We start from the raw sequence: 14,283 nt of genomic DNA, 5'->3' as shown, positions 1-14,283 counted from the left end.
ACAATTTATTTTGTTTTTCTTAATAAAAATGAGCCAGCCAGTAAAAAAGTTGGTATAGAAGACAAGCCAATAATCAATAACCAGTCTTTTGCAGCTATTGGGAGGGTATGGAAAATAGGCTGAAGTGGTGGATAATAAATGACAACCAGTACCATTAATAAAGACGAAATAACTGCCCATACAAGATATTGGTTCCCAAATGGATTTCTTGATAACACCGATTTTTCACTACGGCAATCAAATACATGAATCAATTGCGCCATCACCAATGTTGCAAAAGCAACAGTTTGAGCATATTGAAGTTGTGAAGGATCGTTATGATAAATGTGCATAAATGCAAGTAAGGTGACAAGTCCGATTAAGAACCCTCGTGAAATGACCTTCCAACCAAGACCGCGGGAAAAAACTCCTTCATTCGGACTTCGCGGACCGCGTTTCATCACATTTTCCTCCGGACGGTCCAATCCTAATGCCATTGCTGGCAGACCATCTGTGACAAGATTTACCCAAAGTATTTGGATCGGAACTAATGGCAATGGAAGGCTTAATATCATGGCAAACAACATTACTAATATTTCTCCTACGTTAGAAGCCAATAGGTAGCGAACAAACTTGCGAATATTTTCATAAATATTTCTTCCTTCTTTAATAGCAGCTTTAATCGTTGCAAAATTATCATCCAATAAAACAAGTGATGAAGCTTCCTTTGCAACATCTGTCCCAGTAATCCCCATGGCAACACCGATATCGGCCGCTTTGATTGCAGGTGCATCATTGACACCATCTCCGGTCATCGCTACGATATGACCTTTATTTTGTAAGGCTTTAACGATTTTCAACTTATGTTCAGGTGAAACCCTTGCAAAGACAGATACATCTTCGACGACTTTTTCTAAATCTTTTACAGTCATTTGTGATAGAGTCTTCCCATCTAGAACTTTGCTATTTTTTGAGAGAATTCCTAGCTGAGCGGCAATAGCTTTAGCCGTAATCACGTGGTCCCCGGTTATCATTACTGTTTTTATTCCAGCTTCCTTACACTCTCTCACAGCATCTTGAACCTCAGGTCTTGGAGGATCAATCATCCCTTGAATACCAATAAAGGTTAATTTACTTTCTGCTTCTTTCTCACTTAAAATGATGGTATTAGCTGAAATTGGTTTATAAGCAATGGCAATCGTACGAAGAGCCTGTGAAGCTAGATGATCGATTGCGTTCTGTACCATCGATTTTGTTTCCATATTTAAAAGTCGAGTTTTCCCATCCCATAGAATGGATTCACTCAAGCCCAAAATAACATCTGGTGCTCCTTTTGTAACAATAAAATGCCGGCCGTGCTTATCTTTAACGTGCATACTCATCATTTTTCTAGCGGAATCGAAAGGAAATTCATTTAATATTGTAAAATCTTCAAGAAGTTTTGGACGATGGAAACCGGCCTTCATTGCACTAACTAAAAGTGCCCCTTCCGTTGGATCACCATCTAGGATATATTCATCATCCTTGCGTTTTAACTCAGAATGATTACAAAGCATCCCGAATATGAGCATTTGCTGTAAAGCTTTTTCATCGCTTAATTGTACTTTTTGGTTATTCCGGTAAAAATCGCCCCGAGGCTCATATCCCACTCCATCAACAGTCCAAGTTTGACCACCGCTCCAAAGGTGTGTAACAGTCATTTTGTTTTGTGTCATCGTTCCAGTCTTGTCAGAACAAATAACAGAAGCACAACCAAGTGTTTCAACTGCAGGCAGTTTACGAACAATGGCATTCTGTTTAATCATTTTTTGAACACCTAGAGAAAGAGCCACTGTTACTATGGCAGGGAGTCCTTCCGGAATTGCAGCTACTGCAAGTGAAACACCAGCTAAAAACATGGTATAAATATCATGACCGTTCAATACACCGACAACAACCACTAATACGGTTAACAACAAGGCAACGGTAATTAAAATTTTCCCTAATTGCTCTAAGCGGCGCTGTAGTGGGGTCTCCTGAGATTGAGCACTTTGAAGTAATCCAGCGATTTGACCCATTGCTGTTTTCATCCCTGTTGCAATAACAATACCTACACCACTTCCCCGAGTAACCATCGTACCCATAAAAGCAGTATTTTCCATATCACCAATCCCAGGATTAGGAATTGTCAAACGATCTGTATGTTTAGCAACAGGCACAGATTCACCAGTTAATGCCGATTCTTCAACCTCTAAGCTTTTTGATTCAATAATCCTTACATCAGCACCAATTCGATCTCCACTAGCAAACTTCAATATATCGCCTAGGACAATTTCCTTTGAAGGGATCTTCATCCATTGTCCTTCACGCAAAACTGTTACTTGCGGAGCAGACAATTCTTTCAATGCCTGAAGTGACTTTTCCGCACGATGTTCTTGGAAAAATCCAAGAAATCCATTAATAATAACAATGGCTATGATAGCAATCGCATCAATATATTCTCCTAACAAGCCGGATATCAATGTGGCGGCTAGCAAAACTAAAACCATAAAATCTTTAAATTGACTGAAAAAGAGGAGAAGGGCAGACTGTTTTTCACCTTCCTCTAATTCATTTAATCCGTGCTGTTTTATTCGTTTTTCTACTTCTTCCTGTGTCAATCCACTCGAAAAGTCGGTTTCTAGAGCCTTTTCAACTTGTTTAATCTCCATCTCATGGAACTTCATCCGACCATCTCACTTCCCCCTTTAATCATTCAGACATACTCTAAGAAAGCTTATTCAGGGTCGTCCAAAAAAATGCTATTATCATTTTTATGGGGGTATAAAATAATAAAGTGGATGTAAAAATTCTGCATAAAATTCACACCTAGAGTATACTTAAAATGAAAAATATGTTGGAAGAAAAGGATGTTTTCCATGTCATTTGACGGATTATTTACTAAATCGATGGCGGATGAGCTTAAACAACAATTAAAAGGCGGTCGAATTAATAAAGTTTATCAGCCATATAAAAATGAGATCATTTTGACCATTCGTGCAGGTGGAACCAATCACAAACTCTTATTATCGGCTCACCCAAGCTATGCCCGAGTTCAACTAACTAATGAATCTTTTGAAAATCCTAGTGAACCTCCAATGTTTTGTATGTTGCTTAGAAAACACATTGAAGGCTCTATTTTGGAAGATCTTTATCAAATCGGAAATGACAGAATGATTATTTTTGAGATAAAGGGCCGTAATGAAATTGGGGATGTAAGTTACAAACAGCTAATCATTGAAATTATGGGCCGACATAGCAACATCATTTTAATTGATAAAACACGAAATCTTATTTTAGACAGTATTAAACATATTTCTTTTGCAGTTAACACTCATAGGGCAATACTCCCTGGTCAACAGTATGTCTTCCCTCCAGAACAAAATAAAAAAAATCCTTTCTTGGCAAATGAAGAGGATGTATTACGATCCATTGATTTTAATGCTGGAAAGTTGGATCAACAGTTAGTTAATCATTTTGCAGGGGTTTCACCGATTTTTGCAAAGGAAGTCCTATATCAAAGTGGTCTAGCGAACCGGACCACGGTACCAAAAACGTTTATTAACCTTGTGAATAAAATTAAAACGGGTGATTTGTCCCCGTCCATAATAACTAATGATGAAAAAGAAGCTTTTTACTTGTTTCCTCTGGAGCATCTAAAAGGTGAAGTGAAGGAATTCACCTCACTTAGTGACATGCTAGACCGCTTTTACTACAAAAAAGCCGAGAGAGACCGCGTGAAACAGCAAGGTCAAGATATAGAACGATTCATCACTAATGAAAAAGAAAAAAATGTAAAGAAGATCAAAAAGCTTGAGGCTACATTAAAAGAAGCAGAAAAAGCAGATCAGTTTAAACATTACGGAGAATTATTGACGGCCAACCTATTCGCAGTAAAAAAAGGGATGAAGGAAATTGAAGTACTTGACTATTATGATGAAGCCGGTGGTATGGTTGTAATCCCATTGGATCCGAGAAAGACTCCTTCTGAAAATGCTCAGAAATATTTTTCTAAATACCAAAAAGCTAAAAATGCAGTAACTATTACCTTAGAACAAATCAAAAAAGCTCAAGAAGAAGTTGCTTATTTTGATAATCTACTCCATCAGGTACAAACGGCTTCTCCGAAAGATTTACAAGAGATTCGGGAGGAGCTTATCGAGGGAGGCTATCTTCGAGAACGGCAAAAGCGGAATGGAAGAAAGATTCAAAACACAAAACCTTTGCTTGATTTCTTTCAAGCTTCAGATGGAACTGAGATTATTGTCGGGAAAAATAATAAGCAGAATGATTATTTAACTAACAAACTAGCCGCAAGAGATGAAATTTGGCTTCATACGAAAGATATACCAGGTTCCCATGTTGTAATACGCAGTAAAAATCCATCGGAGGAAACAATACTAGAAGCAGCAAAACTTGCCGCATATTTTAGCAAGGCAAGACATTCAAGCTCTGTTCCTGTTGATTTCACCAAAGTCCGGCATGTAAAAAAACCGAGTGGTGCAAAACCTGGATTTGTCATTTATGATCATCAGCAAACTGTTTATGTTACACCTGACGAAGAACTCGTACTAAAATTAAAGAAAAATTAATGAAGCCCCACTATTTGGGGCTTTGGGCTTTTTTCTATGCAACTATTCGTACTGCCTGCTCCATTCAGTTGGATTCTTACTCCAGGCTAGTAGACTTTCTTGGTCATTTTTACTAATATATCCTTTTTCAATGGCTGTTTCTACAAGGGTCGCAAAATCAGTTAATGATACACTCTTAATTCCTTCTTTAGCAAATTCTTGTTTTCCCCTTTCCAAGCCATATGTAAATATGGATACAACACCTATTACTTCACAACCCGCATCCCTTAAAGCTTTGACTGCTGTTATTACACTTCCACCGGTTGAAATTAAATCTTCAACAACAACAACCTTTTGTCCTCCATTTACCTTGCCTTCAATTTGATTTCCTTTACCATGGCCCTTTGCTTTTGACCGAACATAACACATAGGCAAATCCATTAATTCGCTTACCCAAGCTGCATGAGGGATGCCTGCAGTTGCTGTCCCAGCTATTACTTCAACATTAGGATAGTTTTCAACTATTACTTTTTGCAATCCTTGCGCTATTGCCCTTCGAACGGTTGGGTATGACAAAGTCAATCGATTGTCACAATAAATAGGAGAACGAAGACCTGATGTCCAAGTAAAAGGTTCTTTCGGCTGTAAAGCAACAGCATTTATCTCTAATAATTTTTCTGCAATGATCTTTTTCATGAATGTACTCCCTTCCATATTTCTATCCATTTTTGATACGTTTGAACTGGATCAGCTGATCGTGTAATGGATCGCCCAACAACAATTGCACTTACCCCCGCATTTCTAGCAAAATTAGGAGTGGCAATCCTCTTCTGATCACCAGCTTGATCCTCTTTCATTCGTATCCCCGGTGTAACTGTTAAAAATGGCTGGCCTACTTTTTCACGAATCCTTTCAGCTTCCCATGCCGAACATACCACTCCATCCAAACCAGCTTCTTTTGTCAGCACCGAGTAATGGACGACAGAATCTAAAAGACCTACAGGAATCAACTGTTCTTTATTCATTTGCTCTTCAGATGTGCTTGTTAACTGGGTAACGGCAATACAATAAGGACGTTTTCGCCCCATAGAGGTTCCTGCTTCCAAACCTTCCAATGCTGCCTGCATCATTTCTTTTCCTCCTGCAGCATGTACATTAACTAAATCACAATCGAGGCGAGCAAGTCCTTTCATGGCATTTTTTACTGTATTTGGAATGTCATGTAGTTTTAAATCAAGAAAAATTCGATGGCCTTTTTCTTTTAACAAATGAATAATAGAAGGACCTTCCTGGTAATAGAGCTCCATACCAACCTTTACAAAAAGCTGCCTATCACCAAACGGTTGTAGGAATTGTTCAACCTCTTTTTTATTTGCAAAATCAAGAGCGATGATAAGCGAGTTGTCCATTTTGTTTCCAGCTCCTTCCTGTACATTCACTTATATGGTCAAATCCTAATTTCTCCAATAGTTCAGGCAACTGTTCAATAATGGAAGGACAAACAAACGGATCTACAAAATTTGCTGTCCCTACTGCAACGGCACTCGCTCCCGCGTAAAAGAATTCAATGACATCTTCTGCTGATTGTATGCCACCCATACCTATGATAGGCAGGTTAGTCACCTGGCTTACTTCATAAATCATGCGAATAGCAATTGGTTTAATTGCAGGACCGGAAAGACCTCCCGTTCGATTGGCCAAGATAGGTTTTCCAGTTTTTATATCAATCTTCATACCAACTAATGTATTAATCATCGATAAGCCATCAGCGCCTCCTGCTTCGACAGCCTTAGCCATTTCTACTATATTGGTTACATTTGGCGATAGCTTCACATATACCGGAACCTCTGAAACTTCCTTCACTTTGCGGGTTAATTGCTTAGCCACCTCAGGAATCGTCCCAAAAGCGATCCCTCCCGTTTTTACATTCGGACAACTAATATTTAATTCAAGGGCATGGACATTAGGAGATTTGGAGATTTCTCTTGCTACCTCGACATATTCTTCTTCTACTGAACCAGCAACATTGGCAATTATTGGAACATTATATTGTGATAGCCATGGCAACTCCTCAGATATCACTTTATCCAAACCCGGATTTTGCAGACCAATTGCATTTAACATTCCTGCATGTGTCTCTGCTACCCGTGGGGTAGGATTACCAAATCGCGTTTCTACCGTAGTTGCTTTTATCATGATCGCACCTAGAAGGTTTAAATCATACAACTGGCTGTATTCTCTACCAAATCCGAAACATCCTGAGGCTGGCATAATCGGATTTTTTAACTTTAAACCAGGTAATTCTACATTTAGACGGTTCATATTAACACCTCTTCAGCTCGGAAAACAGGTCCATCACTACAAATCTTTTTATAAGAATTTCCTGAAGGATCATTTCCAGTTTTACATACACAGGCAAAACATGCACCTATTCCACAGCCCATCCGTTCCTCTATTGATAGAAAGACTTTTTTATTTGAATACTCTTGCTTAATGGCTCTTAACATTGGAGTAGGACCACATGTAAATATACAATCAAACGATAAACTCTTTATAACATCCGTCACTAAGCCCTTAACACCATACGAACCATCAACTGTCGTTACGATTGTTTCTCCATAATTAGAAAATTCCTTTTCATAAAATACATCAGACTCAGATTGAAATCCGAAGACATGTTTTACGATTACACCTTTTTCTGTCAACTGTTTAGAGAGTTCATAAAGGGGGGGCACTCCAATTCCGCCCCCTACTAGCAATGCAATTTGTCCTTTATCCACTTCACCAACTGGGAATCCATTTCCTAATGGCCCAAGAATATCAACGACCTCTCCGGTATCTAGCTGGGAAAGAAGCTGTGTTCCCTTTCCTTCCTTTCTGTAAATCATTGTGAATTGGTTTTTCTTTTTATCAAAAGAAGAAATACTAATTGGTCTTCGTAAAAGTGGGTCCCAACCATTCGAGACCCGAATATGCACAAACTGCCCTGGCGCTTTTATTTGGCCTACGAAATTGGCTTTAACAGTTAGTTCAAAAATGTCTGCCGCTATTTCTTTATGGCTGACTATTTGGCACATTTCTTTAGTAATCATGCAAAAACTGCCTCCCTATGCGCCGACTCTATTGCTTCCACAGAAAAATTCATCGATTCGATAATTTTTAAGAGTGCATTAGCTGTATCCAGTGATGTTAAACATGGAACCCCATTCTCAACTGCTTCGCGTCGGATTCTAAAACCGTCACGCTGAGGTTGTTTCCCTTTGGTTAACGTATTGACGATTAACTGCACTTCACCGCGATGGATCACATCAAGTAATGTAGTCCCTTCGGAACCAATCTTTCCTACAACATTGACTTGAAGTCCTGCTGCTTTTAGTACTTCAGCGGTTCCTTTTGTCGCCATGATTCGATATCCATTTGAAGAAAATTTCTTAGCTAGTTCTAACGCTTCTGCTTTATCCTTATCTGCAACAGTGAACAAGACTGTACCAAACTTTTGTATGGTCATTCCGGAAGCAATTAAGCCTTTATATAGAGCCTTTTCCAAAGTGATATCTTTTCCCATTACCTCGCCAGTGGATTTCATTTCCGGTCCGAGTGAAATGTCAACACTTCTTAATTTCGCGAATGAGAATACAGGTACTTTTACAAAGACCCCATTCTTTTCAGGAACAATTCCGGTTGAATATCCTTGTTCCGGAAGAGATATACCAAGAATAGCTTTTGTCGCAAGTTTTGCCATTGGAATATTTGTGATTTTACTTAAAAACGGCACTGTTCGGCTTGAACGCGGATTTACTTCTAATACAAATACTTCCCCGTCTGCAACCACATATTGAATATTCAGAAGGCCAACAATATTAAGACCGAGTGCTAATTTCTCTGTATATTCAACGATCTTTTGTTTAATTTCTGTAGAAAGTGTTTGTGGTGGGTAGACTGCAATAGAATCTCCCGAATGGACACCAGCACGTTCAATATGCTCCATAATCCCTGGGATCAAGACATTTTTCCCATCCGATATTGCATCCACTTCAATTTCTTTACCTGTAAGATAACGATCAATTAGGACAGGGTGTTCCGGATGAATCTTGACCGCATTTTCCATATATCTAAGAAGTTCATCTTCATGATAAACAATCTCCATGGCTCGGCCGCCCAGTACATAAGAAGGACGAATGAGGACAGGATAACCAATTTCCTTTGCAATCTTCAGAGCTTCCTCAACAGAAAGTGCTGTCTTTCCAAGCGGCTGAGGGATACCCAATTGATTTAATGTATATTCAAATTTATCGCGGTCTTCTGCTCGATCCAAATCTTCAAGACTTGTACCTAGGATTCTCACTCCATGTTCTGCAAGTCCTGCTGCAAGATTAATAGCCGTCTGACCACCAAATTGAACCACCACTCCGATAGGTTTTTCTAATTCGATAATATGCATGACATCTTCAATCGTTAGCGGTTCGAAGTAGAGTTTATCAGATATACTAAAATCAGTAGAAACTGTTTCAGGGTTATTGTTAATAATAATTGCTTCATAACCTGCTTCTTTGATGGCTTTAACCGAGTGAACAGTAGCATAGTCAAACTCTATTCCTTGACCAATGCGAATTGGACCAGATCCTAGAACAATGACACTCTCTTTACCGGTTATAACCGACTCATTTTCTTCTTCATAAGTACCATAGTAATAAGGTGTTTCCGATTCAAACTCGGCGGCACAAGTATCAACCATTTTATAGACAGGAATAATCCCCTTCATTTTTCTAAAACTATAAATTTCTGATTCACACTTCCCCCATAGTTCAGCAATCTTTTTATCTGTGAATCCCTTTTGTTTTGCTTCCCTCAAAATATCTGAATCAAATGGGTTCTCGGAAATTTTAGCTTCTAATTCAATGATACCCTCCATTTTTTTGAGGAAGAAACGATCAATTTTACTCCACTCATGAATCACTTCAATTGAAATCCCGCGTTTAATGGCTTCCGCAATATAGAAGAGTCGTTCATCACCAGCTTTTCGAATTCTCTTTTCAAGTAATTCATCATCGATTTCAGAGGCATCATTTAATTCAAAATGATAAACACCTGCTTCCAATGAACGAATAGCTTTTAATAAAGATTCCTCAAAATTTCGCCCAATCGCCATCACTTCGCCTGTTGCTTTCATTTGTGTACCGAGTGAACGGTTACCAGATTCAAATTTATCAAATGGCCATCTTGGGATTTTTGTCACAACATAATCAAGTGCCGGTTCAAAGCTGGCATATGTTTTTCCAGTTACTGGATTCATCATTTCATCTAGTGTTAGGCCAACTGCAATTTTGGCAGCAAGCTTGGCAATTGGATAGCCAGTTGCTTTAGATGCTAGGGCTGAAGAACGGCTTACTCTTGGATTCACTTCGATAATATAGTATTTGAAGCTATTAGGATCTAAAGCTAGCTGAACATTGCAACCTCCTTCAATCCCGAGGGCACGGATAATTTTTAATGACACATTTCTTAACATTTGATATTCGCGATCACTTAGCGTCTGGCTAGGAGCTACAACAATAGAATCACCTGTATGGATACCAACCGGGTCAATGTTCTCCATATTACATACAACAATTGCGTTATCACCCGCATCGCGCATGACTTCATATTCAATTTCCTTATAGCCAGCTATGCTTTTTTCGAGCAAGCATTGATGAACAGGACTATTATTTAATCCGCTCGTCACAATTTCCTTAAGTTCTTCCATATTGTGGCATATACCTCCACCAGTACCTCCTAATGTATACGCAGGACGTACAATAATTGGAAAACCAATTTTCTCAACAAAAGCTATTGCCTCTTCCAATTCATGGACAATCTCGCTTTCTGGCACCGGTTCGTTTAACGTATTCATTAAACTTCTAAATAATTCGCGATCTTCTGCTTGTTTAATGGCAGATAGCTTTGTTCCGAGTATTTCAACACCATATTCTTCAAGTATACCTAATTCTGCCAATTCCACAGCAAGATTAAGACCTGTCTGTCCTCCAAGAGTAGCTAATAGTGCGTCTGGACGTTCCTTGCGAATAATTCGGCTGACAAATTCTACTGTCAGTGGTTCGATATAAACAGCATCCGCAATTTCCGTATCTGTCATAATAGTTGCTGGGTTAGAGTTTACTAGAATCACCCGGTATCCTTCTTCTTTCAACGCGATACAAGCTTGTGTACCAGCATAATCAAATTCTGCCGCCTGCCCAATAACAATTGGGCCAGAGCCAATAACTAATATGGAGTGTATATCTTTACGTTTAGGCATTTGATGTAACCTCCCGTTTGTTTGCTTCTATCATTGCAAGAAATTGATCAAATAAGCAGTTTGCATCTTCCGGACCAGGGGATGCCTCCGGATGGTATTGGACTGTAAAGGCTGGGTAATCTAAATGTTTTAATCCCTCAATGCTTCCATCATTAAGAGCAATATGAGTAATCTCTAATCTAGTATTTTTTATTGATTTTGGATCTACTGTATAGCCATGATTTTGTGAAGTAATAAGAACCTTACCTGTTGTTAAATCCTTAACAGGGTGATTTGAACCACGATGACCAAACTTCATCTTTACCGTGTCAGCACCGCATGCAAGTGCAAATAGTTGGTGTCCAAGGCAGATACCAAATATCGGAATTATTCCAAGGACTTCTTTAATCATTTGGATTCCTTCAGGAACATCCTTTGGATCACCCGGTCCATTTGTAAGCATGATTCCGTCAGGACGTAGTTTTAAGATTTCATCTGCAGTTGTATGATATGGAACAACGATGATATCACAACCTCGATTATTTAATTCGCGCAATATACCATGTTTCATTCCAAAGTCAACGACAACAATTCTATTACCTCGACCAGGGCTTGGATACGGATTTTTCGTTGAAACTGTTCGTACCTGATCGTTCGGTAGTTTTGTTTGCCTCAATTTTCTTAATACATCATCCGGATCATTATTAATGCTGCAAATGGCTCCCTTTAATGTTCCATATTGTCGGATGATTCTTGTCAATTTACGAGTATCAATTCCCGAAATACCGGGAATTTTTTTCATTTTAAAATATTCATCGATGGTAAATTCACTTCGCCAGTTAGAAGGGAAGTCAGAAACCTCTTTAACAATCATTCCTTTGATTGATGGATTGATTGATTCAAAATCATCTCGATTAATCCCATAGTTTCCTATTAATGGATATGTTAACATTACAATTTGACCACAATAAGAAGGATCAGAAAGAATCTCTTGATACCCTGTCATACCTGTATTAAATACGACTTCACCAATGGTATCGATATGGCTTCCAAAACCATCTCCAATAAAAATTGTTCCATCTTCTAAAATTAACTGAGCTTTCATGCTGTCACACATCCTTTTTCCCAAACTATTTGACCTTCAGCAATTGTCATCACAGGCCAACCTTTACACTTCCAGCCTGCAAATGGGGTGTTTTTTCCTTTTGATAAAAATTCATCTGGATTTATTTCTCTTTCCTCATTTAGGTTTAAGAGAACAAGATCGGCTGGTGCTCCAACTTTGATTTCACCATATGGAAGAGAAAAACTTTCTGCCGGTTTCTTCGATAATAATGCGATTAACTGTTCCAAAGAGATCATTTTCGTTAAAACAAAGTTTGTATAAAGGAGTGGAAATGCTGTTTCTAGACCGACAATTCCAAACGGTGCTAATTGCATTCCTTCATTTTTTTCTTCCATCGTATGGGGTGCATGATCAGTTGCAATAAAATCAATCGTTCCATCCAGCAATCCCTCGATCAAAGCAGCCTTATCGGCAGCATCACGAAGCGGCGGATTCATCTTATAATTCGCATCAAGTCCCGGGATATCATCTTGAGTTAAGAGCAAATGATGCGGTGTTACTTCTGCAGTAACTTTAATACCAGCTCGTTTCGCATCTCTAATCACTCTGACTGACTCTTTTGTACTTACGTGACATACATGATAATGACAGCCGGCTGCTTCAGCTAATAGGACATCCCTAGCTATTTGAGTGGATTCACATACTGAAGGAATCCCGTTTAAACCATGTATTCTCGCAAAAGATCCTTCATGAACACAACCATTATTTATCAAAGTATTATCTTCACAATGTGCAACGATTGCCATGTTAAGTGCTGCTGCTCTCTTCATCGCTTCTAGCATCATATTAGCCGATTGCACTCCAACACCATCATCTGTAAAGGCGAATGCACCTGCCTTTTTTAATGCTTCAAAGTCCGTTAATTCCTCACCGAGTAATCTAGTCGTAATGGAAGCATACGGTAATACTCGAACCTTTGCTGATTGATTTATTCTATTTTGCAAGTCCTCCATGTTCCCTTGGGTGTCAGGTACTGGTCTTGTATTCGGCATAGCAGCAACGGTAGTAAAACCTCCTCTTGCAGCTGCTAATGTACCAGTAGCAATGGTTTCTTTTTTCTCACCACCAGGTTCACGAAGATGGACATGAAGGTCGATAAACCCAGGTGAAACAAGCAATCCTTTAGCATCAATTTTTCGATCTGCACTTGAATCAATTTGGTCACCAATTTTTGTAATCATTCCGTTTTCTATTAAAATATCAGCATATTTTTTTTCACCGTTAGATGCTATGTAATTGGCGTTCTGAATAAGCATTTTCATTGATATACCCTCCATTTAAACTTTCTAAAGATCTCTTCAATACAGCCATCCTGACAAATACACCATTTTTCATTTGCTTAAAAATTCTTGAACGGCTGCATTCTACAAGACTATCAGCAATTTCAACGTTTCGATTGACTGGCGCAGGATGCATAATAATGCTTCCAGGTTTCATTTTCTTTTCTCTTTCGATTGTAAGACCAAATTTTTGATGGTATTCTGATGCCGTAAAGCTTCCTTTCTTTTGATGTCGTTCATGCTGCACTCGAAGTAGCATGACAACATCTGCTTGAGGTATAGCGTAATCAATTGGTAAAAAACGTGAGGAATGTAGACTATGGCTATCAAACCATTCCTCAGGGCCTGAGAACATTACTTCTGCTCCTAATCTTGTTAGTGCATCTGCATTGGATCGAGCTACCCTGCTATGTCTTATGTCGCCAATAATAGCGATTTTCAATCCTTTAAATCGTCCAAACTCTTGATAAATCGTCAATAGATCAAGAAGGGATTGTGTTGGATGATGCCCACAACCATCACCGCCATTAATAATTGGCACGTTAACCTTTCCAACCAAATCATCAAAATAACGGTCCTGACTATGGCGGATAACAATTGTATGGACACCGATAGCTTCCAAGGTTTTAACCGTATCGTAGAGCGTCTCCCCTTTTTGAACACTTGAAGTTTGGACTTCAAAAGGAATAACATGTAATCCTAATTTTCTCTCAGCTATTTCAAAACTACATTTCGTCCTGGTGCTATTTTCGTAAAATAAGTTGGCAGAAAACAGCTTTCCATTTGGACGCCAAGTCATACCATCTGCAAAACGCTGAGCATCCTGTAAAATTTGATAGATCTCTTCCACTTTCAACTCATTTGTCGTTAATAAGTGTTGCAACATCTATTGTCCCGCCTCTCCGTTTGGATAAAAAAAACCCTGATCCAAAAAGATCAGGGTGTAACAAATCTTACCAATCTCCGCTTTTGGCTTCATTCAAAGCCAATCCGATTTATACACCCTTGTAAGCCTCTCTGGACTTCATTTAAAAG

General features: G+C 38.9%; 10 protein-coding genes. 1 reads left to right on the top strand and 9 read right to left on the bottom strand.

What is annotated here, in order from left to right:
- Positions 1-5 precede the first annotated feature (5 nt).
- Positions 6-2,684, bottom strand: coding sequence for a calcium-translocating P-type ATPase, SERCA-type (locus G4Z05_RS01855; protein WP_163250209.1), 2,679 nt, complete (start codon positions 2,682-2,684; stop codon positions 6-8).
- Between the two features lie 192 nt (positions 2,685-2,876).
- Between G4Z05_RS01855 and G4Z05_RS01850 the strand changes: the two genes are divergently transcribed.
- Positions 2,877-4,589 (top strand): Rqc2 family fibronectin-binding protein, encoded by a 1,713-nt coding sequence (locus tag G4Z05_RS01850; protein ID WP_163250208.1) that lies wholly within the window; start codon positions 2,877-2,879, stop codon positions 4,587-4,589.
- 42 nt (positions 4,590-4,631) lie between these two features.
- On the opposite strand, the gene pyrE is transcribed toward G4Z05_RS01850, so the two are convergent.
- The 8 genes from pyrE to G4Z05_RS01810 are packed head-to-tail and all read right to left on the bottom strand — an operon-like array spanning position 4,632 to position 14,131.
- Positions 4,632-5,264 (bottom strand): orotate phosphoribosyltransferase, encoded by a 633-nt coding sequence (gene pyrE, locus G4Z05_RS01845; protein ID WP_163250207.1) that lies wholly within the window; start codon positions 5,262-5,264, stop codon positions 4,632-4,634.
- Positions 5,261-5,977 carry an orotidine-5'-phosphate decarboxylase gene (pyrF, locus tag G4Z05_RS01840; RefSeq protein WP_163250206.1) on the bottom strand — a complete coding sequence of 239 codons (717 nt, stop codon included), beginning with the start codon at positions 5,975-5,977 and terminating at the stop codon, positions 5,261-5,263. The genes pyrE and pyrF overlap by 4 nt, the downstream gene beginning before the upstream one ends.
- Positions 5,949-6,890, bottom strand: a complete 942-nt coding sequence (locus tag G4Z05_RS01835) for a dihydroorotate dehydrogenase (protein WP_163250205.1) — start codon at positions 6,888-6,890, stop codon at positions 5,949-5,951. The genes pyrF and G4Z05_RS01835 overlap by 29 nt, the downstream gene beginning before the upstream one ends.
- Complete coding sequence (locus G4Z05_RS01830) at positions 6,887-7,660, bottom strand: dihydroorotate dehydrogenase electron transfer subunit (RefSeq protein ID WP_163250204.1); 774 nt, start codon at positions 7,658-7,660, stop codon at positions 6,887-6,889. Before G4Z05_RS01830 ends, G4Z05_RS01835 begins: the two co-directional genes overlap by 4 nt.
- A complete protein-coding gene (carB, locus tag G4Z05_RS01825) occupies positions 7,657-10,863 on the bottom strand; it encodes a carbamoyl-phosphate synthase large subunit (protein WP_163250203.1) in 3,207 nt (1,068 codons plus the stop codon). Before carB ends, G4Z05_RS01830 begins: the two co-directional genes overlap by 4 nt.
- Positions 10,856-11,947 (bottom strand): carbamoyl phosphate synthase small subunit, encoded by a 1,092-nt coding sequence (locus tag G4Z05_RS01820; protein WP_163250202.1) that lies wholly within the window; start codon positions 11,945-11,947, stop codon positions 10,856-10,858. Before G4Z05_RS01820 ends, carB begins: the two co-directional genes overlap by 8 nt.
- On the bottom strand, positions 11,944-13,230 hold the full coding sequence (locus G4Z05_RS01815; protein WP_163250201.1) for a dihydroorotase: 1,287 nt from the start codon (positions 13,228-13,230) through the stop codon (positions 11,944-11,946). The genes G4Z05_RS01820 and G4Z05_RS01815 overlap by 4 nt, the downstream gene beginning before the upstream one ends.
- Positions 13,190-14,131, bottom strand: a complete 942-nt coding sequence (locus G4Z05_RS01810; protein WP_163250329.1) for an aspartate carbamoyltransferase catalytic subunit — start codon at positions 14,129-14,131, stop codon at positions 13,190-13,192. The genes G4Z05_RS01815 and G4Z05_RS01810 overlap by 41 nt, the downstream gene beginning before the upstream one ends.
- Positions 14,132-14,283: the final 152 nt, after the last annotated feature.

Source organism: Neobacillus thermocopriae, from assembly GCF_010975035.1.
GTDB lineage: Bacteria > Bacillota > Bacilli > Bacillales > Cytobacillaceae > Neobacillus > Neobacillus thermocopriae.
This window is presented reverse-complemented; position numbering and strand designations above follow the sequence as displayed.